The organism is Pseudoalteromonas sp. ATL1 (genome assembly GCF_058933015.1).
Genome location: NZ_JBZYXL010000001.1, coordinates 1,166,684 through 1,185,104 on the forward strand (window position 1 = coordinate 1,166,684; position 18,421 = coordinate 1,185,104).

The 18,421-nt window shown below is 43.4% G+C and carries 15 protein-coding genes; 11 read left to right on the forward strand and 4 right to left on the reverse strand.

The annotated features are described in order from the left end of the window. Positions 1–85: 85 nt before the first annotated feature. Positions 86–733, forward strand: coding sequence for a response regulator transcription factor (locus AC5FX4_RS05155; protein ID WP_493605404.1), 648 nt, complete (start codon positions 86–88; stop codon positions 731–733). A gap of 46 nt (positions 734–779) precedes the next feature. Here the strand turns inward: AC5FX4_RS05155 and purU are convergent, their stop codons facing one another. The 4 genes from purU to AC5FX4_RS05175 form a co-directional block, all read right to left on the reverse strand. Further along, the gene (gene purU, locus AC5FX4_RS05160; RefSeq protein WP_493605405.1) at positions 780–1,610 is read right to left on the reverse strand and encodes a formyltetrahydrofolate deformylase; all 831 of its coding nucleotides are present in this window, start codon (positions 1,608–1,610) and stop codon (positions 780–782) included. A 277-nt stretch (positions 1,611–1,887) separates the two neighbouring features. After that, positions 1,888–2,418, reverse strand: coding sequence for a hypothetical protein (locus AC5FX4_RS05165; RefSeq protein ID WP_493605406.1), 531 nt, complete (start codon positions 2,416–2,418; stop codon positions 1,888–1,890). Then, the gene (locus AC5FX4_RS05170) at positions 2,418–2,723 is read right to left on the reverse strand and encodes a helix-turn-helix transcriptional regulator (protein WP_493605407.1); all 306 of its coding nucleotides are present in this window, start codon (positions 2,721–2,723) and stop codon (positions 2,418–2,420) included. Before AC5FX4_RS05170 ends, AC5FX4_RS05165 begins: the two co-directional genes overlap by 1 nt. Before the next feature lie 159 nt (positions 2,724–2,882). After that, on the reverse strand, positions 2,883–6,323 hold the full coding sequence (locus tag AC5FX4_RS05175; protein WP_493605408.1) for a PAS domain-containing hybrid sensor histidine kinase/response regulator: 3,441 nt from the start codon (positions 6,321–6,323) through the stop codon (positions 2,883–2,885). Positions 6,324–6,698: 375 nt separating this feature from the next. Between AC5FX4_RS05175 and AC5FX4_RS05180 the strand changes: the two genes are divergently transcribed. The 10 genes from AC5FX4_RS05180 to phoR all read left to right on the forward strand — a co-directional run bounded on the left by AC5FX4_RS05180 (position 6,699) and on the right by phoR (position 18,407). Continuing rightward, positions 6,699–6,962, forward strand: a complete 264-nt coding sequence (locus AC5FX4_RS05180; protein ID WP_493605409.1) for a DUF4212 domain-containing protein — start codon at positions 6,699–6,701, stop codon at positions 6,960–6,962. 11 nt (positions 6,963–6,973) lie between these two features. Continuing rightward, positions 6,974–8,698: a sodium:solute symporter family protein gene (locus tag AC5FX4_RS05185; protein ID WP_493605410.1), complete on the forward strand. Its 1,725-nt coding sequence runs from the start codon at positions 6,974–6,976 to the stop codon at positions 8,696–8,698. 73 nt (positions 8,699–8,771) lie between these two features. Continuing rightward, positions 8,772–10,610 carry a DUF294 nucleotidyltransferase-like domain-containing protein gene (locus tag AC5FX4_RS05190; RefSeq protein WP_493605411.1) on the forward strand — a complete coding sequence of 613 codons (1,839 nt, stop codon included), beginning with the start codon at positions 8,772–8,774 and terminating at the stop codon, positions 10,608–10,610. 2 nt (positions 10,611–10,612) lie between these two features. After that, complete coding sequence (locus AC5FX4_RS05195; protein ID WP_493605412.1) at positions 10,613–11,236, forward strand: 3'-5' exonuclease; 624 nt, start codon at positions 10,613–10,615, stop codon at positions 11,234–11,236. Positions 11,237–11,345: 109 nt separating this feature from the next. After that, positions 11,346–12,359, forward strand: a complete 1,014-nt coding sequence (gene epd, locus AC5FX4_RS05200; protein WP_493605413.1) for an erythrose-4-phosphate dehydrogenase — start codon at positions 11,346–11,348, stop codon at positions 12,357–12,359. Positions 12,360–12,400: 41 nt separating this feature from the next. Next, a complete protein-coding gene (locus AC5FX4_RS05205) occupies positions 12,401–13,579 on the forward strand; it encodes a phosphoglycerate kinase (RefSeq protein ID WP_493605414.1) in 1,179 nt (392 codons plus the stop codon). 143 nt (positions 13,580–13,722) lie between these two features. Beyond that, a complete protein-coding gene (fba, locus tag AC5FX4_RS05210; RefSeq protein WP_493605415.1) occupies positions 13,723–14,787 on the forward strand; it encodes a class II fructose-bisphosphate aldolase in 1,065 nt (354 codons plus the stop codon). A gap of 430 nt (positions 14,788–15,217) precedes the next feature. Beyond that, a complete protein-coding gene (locus AC5FX4_RS05215) occupies positions 15,218–16,168 on the forward strand; it encodes a porin (RefSeq protein WP_493605416.1) in 951 nt (316 codons plus the stop codon). 181 nt (positions 16,169–16,349) lie between these two features. Beyond that, on the forward strand, positions 16,350–17,039 hold the full coding sequence (gene phoB / locus AC5FX4_RS05220) for a phosphate regulon transcriptional regulator PhoB (protein ID WP_070985814.1): 690 nt from the start codon (positions 16,350–16,352) through the stop codon (positions 17,037–17,039). A gap of 36 nt (positions 17,040–17,075) precedes the next feature. Then, positions 17,076–18,407, forward strand: a complete 1,332-nt coding sequence (phoR, locus tag AC5FX4_RS05225; RefSeq protein ID WP_493605417.1) for a phosphate regulon sensor histidine kinase PhoR — start codon at positions 17,076–17,078, stop codon at positions 18,405–18,407. The last annotated feature ends 14 nt before the right edge of the window (positions 18,408–18,421 follow it).

Genomic DNA, 18,421 nt, shown 5'->3' on the forward strand with positions numbered 1-18,421 from the left:
TTAAAAGCTTGAATTACATTCAATTCTAAACGACTATATCGGCTGTCACCTTTTTAGATGACAGCCGAATTTTTAGGAGCCTACCATGAATCAGTTTTTAATCGCAGATGATCACCCGCTATTTCGCGAAGCCTTAAAAGGTGCATTGCAAAATCGATTTGAAGCGCTGACTGTGTTTGAAGCTGATACCTTTGACAGCACGCTAGTCGCATTAGAGAAATATGAAGAATTAGACTTACTACTGCTTGATTTACACATGCCGGGCAGTGGCGACTTATACGGTCTGATCCGCATTCGTGAAGACCATCCTAGTTTACCTGTGGTAGTAATATCGGGTAGTGAAGACTTATCGGTTATTTCCAAAGTGATTGGCTACGGAGCTATGGGCTTTATTCCTAAATCTTCTTCATCTCAACAAATTGCCGAAGCGATAGACACAGTGCTGGAAGGGAACACTTGGTTACCTGAAGGCATGAAAGATGAAGTTGCTAGCATAGAAAGTGAAGATAGGGAACTTGCACAACAAGTGGCGTCTTTAACCCCTCAGCAGTACAAAGTACTACAGTATTTGCACGAAGGATTACTGAACAAGCAAATTGCTTTTGAGTTGCATATTTCTGAAGCGACTGTAAAGGCGCATATCACCGCGATTTTTAGAAAGCTAGGCGTGTACAACCGAACGCAAGCCGTGTTGATTGCGTCGAAGTTGCAGCTTGAACCTATCGAAGCATAGTAAAATAAAAAAGCGCCGCAGCGCTTTTTATGATTAAAGCTTGCTATTAACTAAACACCACCGTTTTATTACCATTGATAAACACCTTGTGCTCGGATGCAAGCTGAATGGCTTGACAGAACACGGTTTTTTCAATATCTCGGCCCATTTTAGCCATACTTTCAGCATCGTTTGCGTGACTCACATGGGTAACGTCTTGCACGATTATTGGCCCTTCATCTAGCTCATCATTCACAAAGTGTGCTGTGGCACCAATGATTTTTACACCGCGTTCAAATGCTTGGTGATAGGGTTTTGCGCCGATAAAGGCAGGTAAAAACGAGTGGTGAATATTAATGATGCGATTGCTAAAACGTGCCACAAACTCAGGGCTTAGAATGCGCATATATTTAGCTAAACCGATGATGTCAGGCTGATATTGCTCTATCGCCTCAGCGAGTTTTTCATCATGTTCTACTCGGCTTAAGCCTTGGTGAGACACACAGTGAAAAGGCACGCCAAAACCTTTGGCGAGTGGCTCAAGATTCGGATAGTTTGCGATGACTGCGAGCACTTCAATATTCATCGCATTTTCGAATTGTTTAAGCAAAATACCACCTAAACAATGTGCTTCTTTTGTGGCAAGCAGCACCACTTTGGTTTTTTCACCATGGTGCAGAGCAACCTTAGCGCCGGCCGGTAGTTGTGCTCGCAACTGTGGTAAAAATTGCGCGCTAGGCTCTCCTGTAAGCTCTGTGCGCATAAAAAATCGAGCGCCTTCTTTGTCTACAAACTCGTTGTTGCGGGTAATATTCAGATTATGCTCATAACAGAGGTTGGTAATTTTTGCGATGAGTCCAACATCATCGGCGCATTGCGTGGTTAGTATATAGTTCAATGTCCCCATTCCTATTGTTCACTTAGACTACAAGTTTGCCCATACTAGCAATGCAATGGTGTGAGGTTAACTACTAATTGAAAGAAATATGCAATACTAATTGGAATGAAGGCTAAAAAAGCATAAAAGCCACAAGGTGGCTTTTATTACGCTAGGCAATGTGTGAGGTAAATGTACTTAACCGCCCGATGCTTTCATAGCCTGTTGTGTTGGTAGAACTGGGCCTTCTCCGGGACCGCCAAGGCCCCCACCTATGACTAACTTAAGTAATTCTGGGCTAATAGTTTTTATCACGGATAAATCTCTCCCTAAATTCCGCTCGGCACGCATAGCTTATTAAAGCTAGAGATTCCATGATTTTTACAAAGACCACGGTGTTATCTCTAACATAGAGCTTTATTGGGGCATTACTTAAAAAACTATATTTATAGAGTAATACTTCTATCCAAGTAATAAAGTTCACAGTCCCAACCAAAATGGCTAAGCATATAATACCCGCTTCCTGTGGTACAAAGCGATGCGTTTGGAGCACATTATTAAAATATTCATAACCTGTCTTGCTATATATCCATCTAGCAAGACGTTTACGATAAACAATGGGCAGCAGAAATGCAACTGTCAGAGATGTGCAAAAAATATAAAAGTGGGTATTCCATTGCATTATTATGTCTGTCATCGACAAGCTGATTACATCTATAGTTAAATAACATAGGAAAAACCACCTGGCACTGGCGACTTGCCATGTCATCCATAGACCAATTAATATACTACATATAGGTACGTAATCAATTGCGACATATATATTCATTATTTGCTTTCCTTATTATCGAGAGGCTCAGGGCTTGCTGGCTGAGATGGCTTATCAGGTAAGAAGTTAAAGTAAGTGCCGGTAATATCCTTACCAAAAATTAGGAATAACTCAAACAGTTGGATAAAGCTCATATCTGTTTTTCCCGACTCGTAATTGCTAATGGTGGCTTGGTCGACACCGAGCTTGCGACCTAGATCGGCTTGTGACCAGCCTTTTTCCCGTCGTAATATGCGAATCGAGGCCTGTACCTCAGCTTTAAATCCATCAACCTTTTTCTTGCGATGTGCGGTGTTGTTTTTCATTGATGAGCGCTCCCTCCTCTGAGCCAAGAAACGTAAAATTAACACCGAAACATCTTTGCAACAACAATAAATAATGCTAACTGCATGATCATACGTCACTTTATTAATTTTTTAATAAAATGGGCTCAAATTAAGAGAGCATAGCGGAAATTGCAGAGGCTATTGGAAGCCTGCATATTGCAACAGCGCTTTAAGCTTTGCAGGCTTAACTGGTTTCGACAAATAATGCACTTTGGCCTCTTTGGCTTGCCTTTTAACCGCTTCATCACGCACTGCGGTGATCAAAACCGCGGGTACAGGCTGTTGCCAAATATCACGTAACTTAGCAATGAGGGATAAGCCATCTAGATCAGTGCCTAATTGGTAGTCCACCAATAGCATATCTGGCGCTGGGTTACTTTTTGCATAGCTAGATACGTCAAAAGCCGTTTCAAAAAGTTGGTACTCACATTGCCATTTGTCTAATAGGCTCGCCATGGCTTGTAGGTTTTTAGGATCATCGTCTATGGCAACAACGCGCACTCTGGGTTGCTCAATGGCCTCGTTTGCAGTGGCAGACCGCGATTCTTTCTGCTCGGCTAACTGAATGTCACCTTTTGGAATGGTAATACTAAAGCGACTGCCTTTACCGACAACAGAAGTCACTTCTAATTCGATGCTAAGCAGATCACATAGCCTTTTTACGACACCCAGTCCTAAACCAACGCCTTTGTTATCATTGGTTTTGATGCGATAAAAATCATTAAACACTTTATTTAATTGATGCTCAGCAATGCCGGGGCCGGTATCCCATACTTCCAATCGCAAGCTGTGTTTTCTATCTCGACAGGCTACCAGTACTTTACCTTGCTCTGTGTACTTCACGGCGTTAGAGACCAGGTTTTGAATAATGCGGCGCAGATACGTCGTATCACTATGCACGATGAGATGGTTGCTACGTACTTTTAATGTGAGACCCTTCTCCGCAGAGACAATGGCATATTCGTTGGCGAGAGGGCTGAGAATATCGTCAATATTGAAATGCCGGGGGCTAGGTTTCATTGCGCCTTGTTCCAGTTTGGCGATATCAAGTAGCGCAGACATTAAATGGACAGTGGAATCGAGACTGTCACTGAGTTTTTCAAAATTACCCTGATCTTGCGCGCTTAAAGCTTGCTCATTGATCGCTCCCAAGTAAAGCCTTGCAGCGTTGAGCGGCTGCAAAATATCATGGCTCGCTAATGCTAAAAATCGTGTTTTGCTGTCATTCGCCTGTTCGGCTTCCTTTTTGGCGGCCATCAGCGCCTGCTCTGTATCGATACGTGACGCAATTTGCGCTTGTAGATCGGTGTTAATGGTTCTGATCTCTTGGGTACGCGCTTCAATGCGGTTTTCCAGATCCATGTTTACTTCTTCCAGCGCATTTTGCGTGGCGATGTGCATGGTGATGTCAGAAAAGCTGGTAACAAAGCCGCCTTCGGGCAAAGGGTTACCCGTCATTTCGTAAACTTGGCCGTCTTTACTGTGGCGAATAAAGTGGTGGGGCGTGCCATTACGCAAATGCTGCACGCGTTTTTCAACATGCTGCTCAATCTCGCCGGGACCACACTCACCGCGCTCGGCATTAAAGCGAATGACTTTTTCGATAGGGAGGCCGACTTCTAAAAATGCGGGGGGATAGTCAAACATTTCAGTGTAACGCTTGTTCCACGCCACTAAATTTAGGTCTTTGTCTACCACCGAAATACCATGACTGAGGTTTTCAAGGGAGGTATAGAGTAAGTTTTGATTAAATTGCAGCGCTTGGGTGGTTTCATCAAAAAAATTGACGACTTCTTCAAATGCCATTTGCTTGCCCGAGGAAACCGCTTGGATCAGTGCTTGTGCGGAAGACGCACCAAGTACACCTGTTAAAGCGCGCTCGCAATAGGCGATAAAGTCGGGGTCAGGGTGGGCGTTGTTGTTATCAATATCATGGGTGAGCGCGTAATGACTGAGAAGTTGTCCAGAGCGTTGGATACCCAAAAAAGTTTGCAGTAGCACTTTGAAATCATAGATGCTGGCTTTGACGTGTTTATTGGCTCGTTTAGTGAAGGTCGCTTGTTCTTTTGGATTGACGAATGCCGCCGCTTGGATTTTATCGATTAGACGCTCATGCGCTGCGAGCGAGAAACTCACATAACAAGTGATATTCGCAATCAGTGCAGCCAAAGTACCCTGTGTAATGATGCTTTGTCTTAATGCGTAATCGAGTGCAACGCCAGCGTCCATGACAGGGACCATCAAAAATAGAAACCAACAGACAAAACCGGCCAACAAACCTGCATAAACACCATAAGCATGGCCTTTACGCCAGTACAAGCCACCGACAATGGCTGGCAGTAATTGGGTGACCAATGAAAAGGCGACCAGTCCCATGTTCGCTAAGGCCTCACCATGACCAAACCATTGTTGGTACAAGTAAGCCAGCAACAATATAGCGGCAATGGTGACTCGACGTACATTCAAAATGGATGCTTTGTAGTTACGAGTGAGTGCGCTGCGTTTTAGCTTTCGTTTTAAAAACAAAGGCAAAATAACATCGTTTGAAAGCATGGTACTGAGCGTGAGCGTCGCAACCACTATCATCGCGGTGGCAGCAGAAAGGCCACCAATAAACACAAAGGTAGTAATAATAGGGTGATCTTGCGTGAGCGGCAGTGCCAACACAAAACTATCGGCTGCCATGCCTGAGCCTATTTGTGGGTGTATTGCTGCGGTGGCGATAGGAATGATCATCGCGCCAATTAACAATAAGTACAGAGGAAAGGCCCATCTTGCAGTATTCAGGTGCTTTCTATCTAGGTTATCAACCACAGTGACGTGAAACTGTCGGGGTAAACAAATAATGGCCGCGGCGGCCATCAGTGTTTGACCGAAGAAGTTAAAGTTGAACGATTCAAACTCAAACCAGTGCGCGAGCAAAGGGGTTGTATCTTCTGGTTTTTGCAGCAAAGCATAAATAGCTAAGGCGGCCACTGCGCCAAGCGCCAGTAACTTGACTAAAGATTCAAAAGCGACCGCGAGCATTAATCCTGAGCGATACTCCGTGACATCCACTTTTTGCGTACCGAAAAAAATAGCAAACAGGGCCATGATTAATGTACCAACCAGAGCCAGCACAGAGCCTGAAACTTGCTCTCCTTGCTGTAGCAGCAAAAAGCTGCTGCTCAGTGCTTTAAGTTGCAAAGCGATATAGGGAATGGTGGCAAGCAGTGCAATCATCGTGACCATCACACCTGTGGCCTGACGTTTACCGTAACGCGCTGAAATAAAGTCTGCGATGGTGGTGATGTTTTGCTTTTTACTGACCAATATCAGCTTTCTTAAAAAGCCATGACCAAAGAAAAATAACAATGCGGGGCCGAGTAAAATAGGTAAGTAGTGCCAGCTGCTTTCTGCGGCAGTGCCAACAGACCCATAATATGTCCAGGAGGTACAATAGATCCCAAGTGAAAAGGCATACACAAATGGATGGCGACTAATCGCCATGGCTTTTGGCGTGGTTTTGTCCCCCCAGTTTGCTAGCCAAAATAGTACGCCGATATAACACACCGACACAAATACGAGCGCTGCCGTCATGATTGTTCTTATTGAGTTGATATGACCCAACCATACCATAAATTACGTCAATGTCTGTATGACCATTCATGAGAGTTTTTATATAAGCTGTTGTTAATAATGAATAAAGATTAATTTTCGCGTTGATTAGACTAATGTCGTATAAGCGTCATATTTCTCAAGCATCGTCACTTAAAAATGTGCTTTAACATCTAGTTGATTGTTTTTATTATATTTTTATTTTTATGAATGTTTCTCAAGGTGCAGTTTACGTAAACGTAACGAAGTTGCTACGACTAAGGTCTCAATTCCTTCTTGCAAAGCCATTGCTAAGGTAATTGATGACAATTTAACACCAACACATTGGCGCATTTTGCCAATGAAAGGGGATACAAAATGGCTTTTAAAGACGAAGAACAAGCAAAAGCATACTGGTCAGAAAATCTCGCCCTGATGTTCAAGCTACTGACAATTTGGTTTGTCGTGTCGTTTGGCTTTGGCATTTTATTAGTAGATGTGCTCAATGAAATTCGTTTTTTCGGATTCAAATTGGGTTTTTGGTTTTCTCAGCAAGGCGCAATTTATACCTTTGTGGCTTTGATTTTTGTCTACGCATTTAAAATGAATGCGCTTGATAAAAAATACGGCGTAGACGAATAAGGGGCACAATAATGGATGTACAAACTCTCACTTTTATTATTGTTGGCTTAAGCTTTGCGCTGTATATCGGCATTGCGATTTGGGCGCGTGCAGGCTCAACAAAAGACTTTTATGTTGCTGGCGGTGGCGTACCACCCTTCGCTAATGGCATGGCAACCGCTGCGGACTGGATGAGTGCAGCGTCATTTATTTCTATGGCGGGGATCATCTCGTTTGCAGGCTACGATGGTGGCGTGTATCTGATGGGCTGGACTGGTGGTTACGTATTGTTAGCGCTTTGTTTAGCACCCTACTTACGTAAATTTGGCAAGTTTACCGTGCCGGACTTCATTGGTGACAGATATTACTCGCAGGTGGCGCGTGTGGTTGCCATTTTATGCGCCATCTTTATCTGCTTTACCTATATCGCTGGGCAAATGCGCGGTGTGGGCGTGGTGTTCTCGCGCTTTTTAGAAGTGGATATTGAAACCGGTGTTTATATTGGCATGGTGATCGTATTCTTCTACGCAGTGCTAGGCGGCATGAAAGGGATCACCTATACGCAAGTTGCACAATATTGTGTATTGGTTTTTGCCTATTTGGTACCTGCAATTTTTATCTCGATGATGATGACTGGGCATTTATTACCACAAACAGGCTTCGGTGCGACGTTGGCGGATGGTTCGGGCATGTATGTTCTCGATAAACTCGATGGCCTCAGTGCCGAGCTGGGTTTTGCACAGTACACTGAAGGTTCAAAAAGTATGATTGATGTGTTTGCCATTACCGCTGCGTTAATGGTGGGGACTGCTGGTTTACCGCATGTTATTGTACGCTTTTTCACGGTGCCTCGTGTAAAGGACACGCGAATTTCAGCGGCTTGGACATTGGTCTTTATTGCTATCGTGTACACCACAGCTCCGGCGGTAGCCTCATTTGCGCGGGTCAACATGATCGACACGATTAATGGCAAAGATGGTAGTGGTACCGCTTACGCGGATGCACCCACATGGGTTAAGAACTGGGAAAGAACGGGCCTAATCGTTTTTGAAGATAAAAACAACGACGGCAAAATGTCTTACTCAGCTGGCAAAATAGAAGACCCCAACAGCGCAAACGAAGTGAAGATTGACCGCGATATTATGGTTTTGGCAAACCCAGAAATAGCCGATTTGCCAGCGTGGGTGATTGCGTTAGTCGCCGCTGGTGGTATTGCGGCCGCGCTGTCGACCACGGCAGGTTTGTTGTTGGTTATTTCCACCTCGGTCTCACATGATTTACTCAAACGTACACTCAAGCCTGACATAAGTGACAAACAAGAGCTCCTTGCAGCGCGTTTGTCGGCCATGGTGGCCATTGCTATCTCCGCATACTTTGGTATTAACCCGCCAGGATTTGTGGCGTCAGTTGTGGCATTTGCCTTTGGTTTGGCGGCAGCAAGTTTCTTCCCTGCGATCATTATGGGTATTTTCTCAAAGCGCATGAACAAAGAAGGGGCGATTGCGGGAATGGTGACGGGGATCACATTTACTGCGGCCTATATCATTTACTTCAAGTTTGTAAGCCCAGAATTGAATACACCAGCAAACTGGCTATTTGGGATCTCACCAGAGGGGATTGGTATTGTCGGTATGGTGATCAACTTCGTGGTAGCGGCACTTGTACTGAAGCTGACTGCTGAAACGCCTGTGGAGGTACAGCAAATGGTAGAGAGTATACGTAATCCAAAAGGTTCCAGTGCCGCACACGCGCACTAAAACAAATGTAAGTAAAAAGAAACTCAGCTTACTTGGCTGAGTTTCTTTGTTTGTTGCTCAGAAGGAGAACGGCATGACAGCAGAGATTGCTGAAGTAAAGCAGTTCATTTCAACGCAAACCCCTTTTAATCAGCTTCCTGATGCGGCCAGTCATTTTTTTGCTACTCATTTAGATGTGATCTATTTGACCGAGCACAACAAACATCAATGGCTGAAAAGTAGCAATGTGTGCTTATATTTAGTGCGCTCGGGTAGCTACGATCTCATCAATCCAAATGGAGATGTTATTACTCGTCTTGCGCAAGGTGATTACTTTGGTTATCCCTCTTTGCTTACTGGTGAACCTATAAAGAATCAGTTGCACGTGACTGCACCCGGTTTGGTTTATGTGCTCAAAGAAGCTGACTTTGAATTTTTGCGCCGTGAATACAAAGCATTTGAGCAACACTTTGTTAAGGCCCATGCCAACCGATTACTTTCTTCCCATTACCAGCAACAACGCGATAGTTGGTCAGAGAAGAAAGTGAAGGAAGTGATGAGCCGAGGCGCGGTGTCTTTAACATCGATGGCAAGTATTGTTGAAGCCGCACAAACGATGAGTGAGCACAGTGTGTCATCTATCATTGTTAGTGAAAATGACAAATTGATAGGCGTCGTGACAGATAGAGATCTGCGTAATCGTGTGTTAGCTAAAAGGGTCGATCCTGAGCAAAGTATTGCCACTATTATGACCAACTCGCCCAAATATATTTTTGAGCACAATCGCGTTTTTTCGGCGCTGCATTTGATGCTTAAGCATAATATTCATCATTTGCCAGTGCTAGATGAGCATTTTAAACCCTTGGGGATGCTGACAAGTACCGATTTACTGCGCCAGCAAAAAAGTGATCCGGTACAACTAATAGGTAAGATATATAAGTCGCAAAGTGTGGCCCAATTGAAACTACACGCGCAAGAAGTTGAGCCGTTGTTAAAGCGATTTTCGCGTCACATTGACGATATTTCTTTGATAGGAAAGTTGCTCAGTGGCATCAGTGATGCGTTGACGTCGAGATTAATCCACTTATTTCAACAACAGTATGGTGAAGCACCTTGCGCATTTAGCTGGATATGTTTTGGTTCTCAAGCACGAGAAGAGCAAACTTTGCACTCCGATCAAGACAATGGGCTGTTACTCGCCAATGACGTGGATGAAGAGCAGCTGCAATACTTTATTCATATGGGACGTTTTGTATGTGAACAATTGGCTGTGTGCGGCATCAAGCTGTGCCCGGGCAATATTATGGCCAGTAACCCACAGTGTTGTGGGACACTTTCTAGTTGGCTAAAACGGTTTGCAAAATGGATTGACGAGCCAACGCCAAAAGCCATGCTCAATTGCAAAATCTATTTTGATTTACGCTTTATTGATGGCTCGAGTGTTTTGTATCAGGATTTTACTAATCAGTTAAATCAGTTGACTAAAAATGAGTTGTTTTATGCCGCGATGGCCACGGATATCAACATGAGTTCAGTGCCTCTGGGGTTATTTCAGCAATTTAAACTAGAAAAGGATCAACATCAGCACAAGTATTTGGATCTCAAGCGGCGAGGTGTGGTGATCATTAACGATTTAGTGCGTTTATATGCTCTGAAAGCAGGAATACAAACAGCAAATACACTAGAACGATTAGAAGCATTGTTAGAGGACAGTTTACTCAGTAAAAAAGACATTTATGACTTAAAAGATTGTTGGCGTTTCTTTACTCAGCTGCGTTTTAAAACACAACTTGATCAGGATCGCCTTCCTGAGAACTGTGTTAATCCTGAAAATTTAACATCATTAGAGCGTCATCAACTAAAAGAAGCATTTTATTTGGTGAGACAAGCACAACAGGCATGCGCATTTAAGTTTGCCAGAGGTAGTTTATAACTATGTTAAAACGTTTCTGGCAAGGTGTGCTTAGGTACTTTAGATTGAAAAAGTTGGCGTTTGATACCCCCACTTATTTGGTGCTCGATTTGGAGCTAACCAGCTTGGACAGTAATCATAACGAAATGGTGTCGATTGGTTGGTTGCATATTGACGCGTGTAAAATCGAATTAGAAACGGCCCGTTATTTCCTCAATAAAGAAGTTAAAACACTGTCGCAAAGCCCTATCTACCATGGCATTGATGAGCAGCAACTCGAAGCGGGGGAACCGCTATCGCATATCATAACGCAGCTGGCGCAAGCGATGCAGGGACGCGTGTTAGTGTGCCACAATGCCGCACTGGATTGGCAATATATTCGCCGTATATGTTCGCAACTCAAAGTGCCCGTTGAACCGCTCGCCGTTGTTGATACATTTAAAATTGAGCAAAGGCGTTTACAACGTCAGGGTATCGCGATCAAAGAGGATAGCTTGACGCTAACAAATTGCAGAAAACGCTATCAGTTGCCTGATTCTCACAGTCATCATGCCCTCAGTGACGCACTTGCAACAGCTGAACTATTGCTTGCTCAAGTGAGTGCAATCGGTGCAGGAAAATGCATTAAATTGGCCGACTTAGTTTAAAAAAGTTTGTCATTTCCCTTACACATTTATGCTTGGTCGATTACAATAGCGCCATCTTTGGGAGCAAACGCTCCTTTTATTTTTTGCATTTAGCTGGATTTTCAATTTAATGACAATCAAACTGGCAATAAATGGTTTTGGTCGTATTGGGCGCAATATCGTGCGCGCTTTATACGAGTCTGGTCGCCAGCATGAGATCCAAATTGTAGCGATAAATGAATTAGCAGACCCGAAAGGGGTCGCGCATCTATTAAAATACGATACTTCTCATGGACGATTCGCTTTTGAAGTAAACCATCAAGCACCTTATTTAAACGTTGCGGGTGACAACATTCAGTTATTCAGTGAAGCCGATCCAAGCTTATTACCTTGGCATGCGTTGAATGTTGATGTGGTATTGGAATGTACCGGTGTTTTTCACTCCCGCCAAGATGCGCAAAAGCATTTAAACGCTGGCGCAAAAAAGGTTTTATTTTCTCAACCAGCTGATGCTGATGTGGATGCGACCATTGTGTACGGTATCAATGATGAGCAGCTTGCTGCTGAGCATACAATCGTTTCAAATGGTTCGTGCACTACAAACTGTATTGTACCTGTTATTAAAGTTTTGGATGACGCATTTGGTATTGAATCGGGTGCGATCACCACGATTCATGCGTCGATGCATGATCAGCAAGTGATTGACGCTTATCACAGCGATTTGCGTAGAACGAGAGCCGCGAGTCAATCAATTATTCCTGTGGATACAAAACTTGCACGCGGCATTGAACGTATTTTACCCAAGTTTCATGGTCGATTTGAGGCCATTGCTGTGCGCGTGCCAACCATCAATGTTACCGCGATGGATTTAAGTGTTACGCTTAATCAGGATGTGGATATAGACAAAGTCAATCATATCCTCAAACAGGCTTCGTCAGGCCGATTAGAAGGCATCTTAAGTTACACCGAAGAGCCGCTCGTGTCGGTGGATTTTAACCATGACGCACATTCTTGTATTATTGATGGCACGCAAACACGAGTTAGTCATAAACGGTTAGTAAAATTATTGGTGTGGTGCGATAACGAGTGGGGCTTTGCCAATCGTATGCTCGACACTGCGGTGGTGATGCACGCTGCCAAGTAACAATTTGAATAAAAGAAGTATCGTAAATAAAGGAGATCTCCATGTCAGTCATTAAAATGGCCGATTTAGATTTAAGCGGCAAGCGCGTTTTAATTCGCGAAGATTTAAATGTGCCTGTTAAGGAAGGCAAAGTGACCTCCGATGCGCGCATCAGAGCATCTTTACCAACCATCAAACTAGCCTTGGAAAAAGGCGCTAAAGTGATGGTGATGTCACACCTTGGCCGCCCAACGGAAGGTGAGTATGATGCCCAATTTTCACTGCAACCGGTTGTTGATTATTTAAATGATGCACTAGAGCAAAACGTTCGTTTGGTGACTGATTATCTTGATGGTGTTGATGTTGCAGACAATGAAGTTGTGGTGTTTGAAAATGTACGCTTCAACGTCGGTGAAAAGAAAGATGACGAAACGCTTTCGAAAAAATTAGCGGCATTGTGTGATGTTTACGTCATGGATGCATTTGGTACGGCGCACAGAGCTCAGGCTTCAACCCACGGTGTGGGCTTATATGCGCCAGTTGCATGCGCGGGCCCTTTGCTTGCTGCTGAACTAGATGCATTGGGTAAAGCACTGGATAACCCTGCACGTCCATTGGTTGCGATTGTGGGTGGTTCAAAAGTATCTACGAAACTAACGGTACTTGATTCATTGTCAACAGTGGTTGATCAGCTAGTGGCCGGTGGCGGTATCGCCAATACTTTTATTGCTGCTGCAGGACATCCAGTTGGTAAGTCTCTGTATGAAAAAGATTTAATTGCTGAAGCAAACAAGTTAACCGCAGCTGCGCGTGCAAATGACGGTGATATTCCAGTACCAACTGATGTGGTTGTAGGTACAGAGTTCTCAGAGTCAGCCGTCGCGACTATCAAAAATGTGAGTGAAGTGACTGATGAAGATATGATCTTTGATATTGGTCCTGATACTGCGAATACGTTAGCAAAAATCATCGAACAAGCAGGCACCGTTGTTTGGAATGGTCCTGTCGGTGTATTTGAGTTTGATCAATTCGGTAACGGCACAGAAGCAATCGCAAACGCCATCGCTAAGTCAAAAGCATTTTCAATCGCGGGTGGTGGTGACACCTTAGCGGCAATTGATAAATACGGTGTTGCTGATGATATTTCTTATATTTCTACGGGTGGTGGTGCCTTTTTAGAGTTCTTAGAAGGGAAAAAACTGCCTGCAGTAGCTATGCTTGAGAAAAGAGCAAACGTGTAATTTTTAAAAGGCCAGCGTTCGCTGGCCTTATTTGTTGTTGTCACTCTCACTTAGATAGCAGCAAATAAACGTGGCAAAGCCACAAAACAATTTATCCCGTTCAAACAAGATAGTTTCGGCTATCGACTATTGGAGAAAGCAAAATGGCTTTAATCAGTATGCGTCAACTTCTTGATCATGCAGCAGAGCATGGTTATGGGGTTCCAGCTTTTAACGTTAACAACCAAGAACAAATGCGCGCCATCATGGAAGCGGCTGACAAAACAAACAGCCCTGTGATTGTGCAAGGTTCTGCGGGGGCTCGTGCTTACGCTGGTGCGCCATTTATACGTCATATGATCTTAGCTGCAATTGAAGAATGGCCACATATCCCAGTGGTAATGCACCAAGATCACGGTACTTCTCCTGCGGTGTGTCAGCGCTCGATTCAACTTGGCTTTTCTTCTGTGATGATGGATGGCTCATTGCTTGACGACGGTAAAACACCTTCAAGTTACGAGTACAATGTAGATGTGACTCGCCGTACAGTTGAAATGGCGCATGCATGTGGCGTATCAGTGGAAGGTGAGCTTGGTGTACTAGGTTCATTGGAAACGGGTGAAGCGGGTGAAGAAGATGGCATTGGTGCCGTTGGTAAATTATCACACGATCAACTTTTGACCGATCCAGAAGAAGCTGCTGACTTTGTGAGCAAAACGGGTGTTGATGCATTAGCGATTGCATGTGGTACGTCGCATGGTGCATACAAGTTTACACGTCCACCAACAGGGGACATCCTTGCAATCAACCGCATTAAAGAAATTCACGCGCGTATTCCAAACACGCACTTGGTTATGCACGGTTCATCATCAGTGCCTCAAGACTGGTTAGCTGTGATCAATGAGTATGGTGGTGAGATCCCGGAAACTTACGGTGTGCCAGTAGAGCAAATCGTGGAAGGGATCAAATATGGTGTGCGTAAAGTAAATATTGATACGGATCTACGTTTGGCATCAACAGGTGCTATTCGCCGTCACTTGGCGCATAACCCAGCCAACTTCGATCCTCGTAAGTTTTTAGCTGAAGCAACCAAGGCGATGACGGAGATCTGTGTTGCCCGTTATGAAGCCTTTGGTACCGCTGGAAACGCAAGCAAGATAAAGCCAATTTCTTTGGATGACATGCACTTACGTTACTTGTCTGGTGAGTTAAACGCTCAGATCAAATAATAACTAACTTAAGCCTTAGTTGATCAAAGCCTCTATTTCGAGGCTTTTTTTTGGATCAAAATTTTACTAGCAGATCGTGTTTTCAGATCAATAAGTTAGTGGTTTCTGCTGGTTTGGATCACTGTTTTACCAGCTTGAGCCATAATGATCATCGATATGGCGGTTTTTGCAGGGTTTTTAACTAATTCCATGGTTAGTAAGGCTTTTAGTGTAACGTAAGCTAGTAATATAGTGATCCCGAGCTGATCCGCTTAGTAAGAATTTGATCCAAAATAGCATGCTTAGTATAAATTTGATCCCAGGATGGTTTATTCCTTGATCTCCTCTGGGAAACGTCTAGTTTTTATATTGTAGTTCTTTAATTTACTATCGCTATACAAGCCCACGGAGTTTGGACTTTGGATCTTCATTAACTGAGGCTGCGCAAAAAATGAAAACAACTAAGTTAACGGTTTTTTGTTCTTTTTTATTAATATCATCAGGCTTTGCCAATGCTGAAGACGTTAAGGTGTATGGGCGTGTACATGCTGGTGTGCAATATAGTGACGTAAGCAATGAAGATGAGACAAGCATAGAAAGTTACGCGTCTCGTCTAGGTATTAAAGGGGACGCTAAGGTAAGTGAAGGGCTGGAAGCGTTTTTTAAATATGAATTTGAAGTTAATCCCGCCGATAACGATAAAGACGGTAAAAGTGGTGAGAATATTACTGCTCGCTCTCAGTATGTAGGGCTTAAGGGCAGTTTTGGGCAAGTATTGATTGGCCGTGATGATACTGCGATGAAAAAATCGCAAGGCAAAATTGATATGATGAATGACTTTGAAGCCGATATAAAACAATCGTTTGCTGGCGAGAACCGCCTCGGAGATACTATTCAATATACCACGCCTGAACTAAATCATTTGAAGTTTGTGGTGAGCTATATTGCTGAAGATAACAGCAAGCAAAAAGGTAAGTCAGGTGTTTCTATTGCAGGTATGTATGGTGATAGCAATCTTAAGAAAACGCCCCTCTATGTCAGTATTGCCCATGACAATGAGGTTGCTGGCTACGATATTAATCGAGTCACGGTGCAAGGTCGTATTGGTGATGCTACGATTGGTGGAGCTTATCAACAAAGTGAAAAAGTTGATAGCAGCGATACTGTAGACAGCTTTGTTGTCAGTGCGTCATATAAAATTAATAGTTATAAATTATTGGCTCAATACCAAGATTCAGATGGAGCGCATGGTAAATTGTCAGACTCAGGCAGTACCACTTCTGTTGGTGTAGAAAAAAGCCTTTCAAAGCAAGCGCGTATGTATTTTTGGTACTCACAGTTTAGTTTAGATAATACGCCTGATGAGGATCATATGGCCTTAACTTTGCGTTATGATTTTTAATATTTAATTTCAAAAAACAAAATAATCTAGTAACATCAATAAGCTACATAGCCGCCACAAGAAGAAATATAATTTCTTTATTTTTTGGCGGCTTTTTAAGATCCGAGTTACAATTTCATAAAACTGTCACACTAAGTCATAATAATGACAGCAACTTCGGTAATGAAAAGAGAACATTGGGATGTCACGTAAAGTACTTGTAGTTGATGATGAAGCACCTATTAGAGAGATGCTGGTTTTTGTTTTAGAGCAAAATGGTTTTCAAGCGATTGAGGCTGAAGACTATGACTCTGCTATCGCCGCAATGGTTGAACCATACCCAGATATGGTACTTCTTGACTGGATGTTGCCTGGTGGCAGTGGTATTCAGATTGCTAAAAAATTCAAGCAAAGCGAATACACGCGTCAGATCCCAATTATCATGTTAACTGCACGTGGTGAAGAAGAAGATAAAGTAAAAGGTTTAGAAGTGGGCGCGGATGACTATGTCACTAAGCCATTTTCACCGAAAGAGCTGATGGCAAGGATCAAAGCGGTGATCCGCCGTGTATCACCTACTTCGCTAGAAGAAGCCATTGAAGTACATGGCTTGCGCTTAGATCCAATTTCTCACCGCGTCACCTCTGCGGGAAGTGAGTTGGATATGGGGCCAACGGAGTTCCGTTTATTACACTTCTTTATGACGCACCCAGAACGTGTTTATAGCCGTGAACAACTGCTTGATCATGTTTGGGGAACAAATGTGTACGTTGAAGACAGAACAGTTGATGTGCATATTCGTCGCTTACGCAAGGCGATTGCACCATTGGGACATGATAGATTAGTACAAACAGTACGTGGTGCTGGCTATCGTTTCTCTAGCAAGTTATAACTATCATAACGTAGTAGTGTTAGGACACGATCATCTATGTACCGAGTGATTAATAAACAGGCGTTATTCAAACGCCTGTTTTTGTATTTTCTACCTTTAACTTTGATCGGTATTCTGATTGGTACGCCGTTTCTTTTACTCTTCATTGGCTCACTTTCGCTATTATTGTGGCATTACCATCAGTTATACCGCTTAAGCGATTGGTTGCTAAATCAACGAAGCTTTAATCCTCCGGAAGGGGAAGGCGCGTGGGAGCAGATTTTTGAAGGGATCTATCATCTTCAACACCGCAATCGGAAAAAACGTAATGAATTAGCTGAGTTGATCCGCCGATTTCGTGAAGGTGCGGAAGCGGTGCCCGATGCGGTCGTTGTGTTACAGCAAGACTTAAGTATTGTGTGGTGTAATCAGTTAGCACTTAAAGTGCTCGGGCTTCAATGGCCTACAGATCATGGGCAGCGGCTAGATAACTTGATCCGAGATCCCAAGTTTGCCAAATATATGCATGATCATGAGTTTGATGAACCGTTAGAGTTAGATTCAGGTCATGCCAGTGAGCAAGTGCTAGAATTTCGAGTCATGCCATATGCAGAGCAACTCATGATGGTGGTGCGCGACATTACTCGTTTGAAGCAATTGGAGCAGATGCGCAAAGACTTTGTTGCCAACGTGTCTCATGAGCTAAGAACGCCTTTAACGGTCGTCACTGGCTATTTAGAGATGCTGGACAGTGACAACTTACCACCACCTAGTATGTGGAATAAAGCGCATTTTACGATGATTGAACAATGTAAGCGCATGGATAGCTTGGTTAATCAGTTATTGTCGTTGTCGCGTATTGAAGGTGCACGCAAGCAAGATAAAGACAAACCGGTCAATGTGCCTGCCATGTTGGCATTGATTGAAACTGAAGCGAAATCATTGAACCAAGAAAAGCACCATGAGCTGATTTTCAATGTTGATCAAACATTAGATATTGTTGGAACTGCGGATGAGTTGCGAAGTGCATTTTCTAACTTAGTTTTTAATGCCATTCATTACACGAAGTCTGAGGGCAAGGTCGAAGTAAATTGGTTTTGCAACGAGCAAGGTCAACCTAGTTTTTCAGTGATTGATAATGGTGATGGTATTGCTGCAGAGCATATTCACAGATTGACGGAGCGTTTTTATAGAGTGGATAAGGCCCGCAGCCGTAAGACCGGTGGCTCTGGTTTGGGGCTTGCAATCACCAAACACGTGCTAACACGTCATGAATCAAACTTAGAAATACAAAGTACACTAGGTGAAGGATCATGCTTCTCTTTTGCCTTTCCCAAAACAAAGGTCGTTTTTATGACAAATAACGAAAGTCATAAAAGTGTCATGTAGAAGTAATTTTTCTG

What these genes read in the sequence shown, in the direction of transcription:
- AC5FX4_RS05175 (WP_493605408.1), bottom strand. Translation starts at nt 6,323, where the DNA reads ATGACGGCAGCGCTCGTATTTGTGTCGGTGTGTTATATCGGCGTACTA.
- AC5FX4_RS05185 (WP_493605410.1), top strand. Translation starts at nt 6,974, where the DNA reads ATGGATGTACAAACTCTCACTTTTATTATTGTTGGCTTAAGCTTTGCG.
- AC5FX4_RS05205 (WP_493605414.1), top strand. Translation starts at nt 12,401, where the DNA reads ATGTCAGTCATTAAAATGGCCGATTTAGATTTAAGCGGCAAGCGCGTT.
- AC5FX4_RS05170 (WP_493605407.1), bottom strand. Translation starts at nt 2,723, where the DNA reads ATGAAAAACAACACCGCACATCGCAAGAAAAAGGTTGATGGATTTAAA.
- AC5FX4_RS05180 (WP_493605409.1), top strand. Translation starts at nt 6,699, where the DNA reads ATGGCTTTTAAAGACGAAGAACAAGCAAAAGCATACTGGTCAGAAAAT.
- AC5FX4_RS05165 (WP_493605406.1), bottom strand. Translation starts at nt 2,418, where the DNA reads ATGAATATATATGTCGCAATTGATTACGTACCTATATGTAGTATATTA.
- AC5FX4_RS05215 (WP_493605416.1), top strand. Translation starts at nt 15,218, where the DNA reads ATGAAAACAACTAAGTTAACGGTTTTTTGTTCTTTTTTATTAATATCA.
- phoR (WP_493605417.1), top strand. Translation starts at nt 17,076, where the DNA reads ATGTACCGAGTGATTAATAAACAGGCGTTATTCAAACGCCTGTTTTTG.
- AC5FX4_RS05190 (WP_493605411.1), top strand. Translation starts at nt 8,772, where the DNA reads ATGACAGCAGAGATTGCTGAAGTAAAGCAGTTCATTTCAACGCAAACC.
- AC5FX4_RS05155 (WP_493605404.1), top strand. Translation starts at nt 86, where the DNA reads ATGAATCAGTTTTTAATCGCAGATGATCACCCGCTATTTCGCGAAGCC.
- fba (WP_493605415.1), top strand. Translation starts at nt 13,723, where the DNA reads ATGGCTTTAATCAGTATGCGTCAACTTCTTGATCATGCAGCAGAGCAT.
- AC5FX4_RS05195 (WP_493605412.1), top strand. Translation starts at nt 10,613, where the DNA reads ATGTTAAAACGTTTCTGGCAAGGTGTGCTTAGGTACTTTAGATTGAAA.
- epd (WP_493605413.1), top strand. Translation starts at nt 11,346, where the DNA reads ATGACAATCAAACTGGCAATAAATGGTTTTGGTCGTATTGGGCGCAAT.
- phoB (WP_070985814.1), top strand. Translation starts at nt 16,350, where the DNA reads ATGTCACGTAAAGTACTTGTAGTTGATGATGAAGCACCTATTAGAGAG.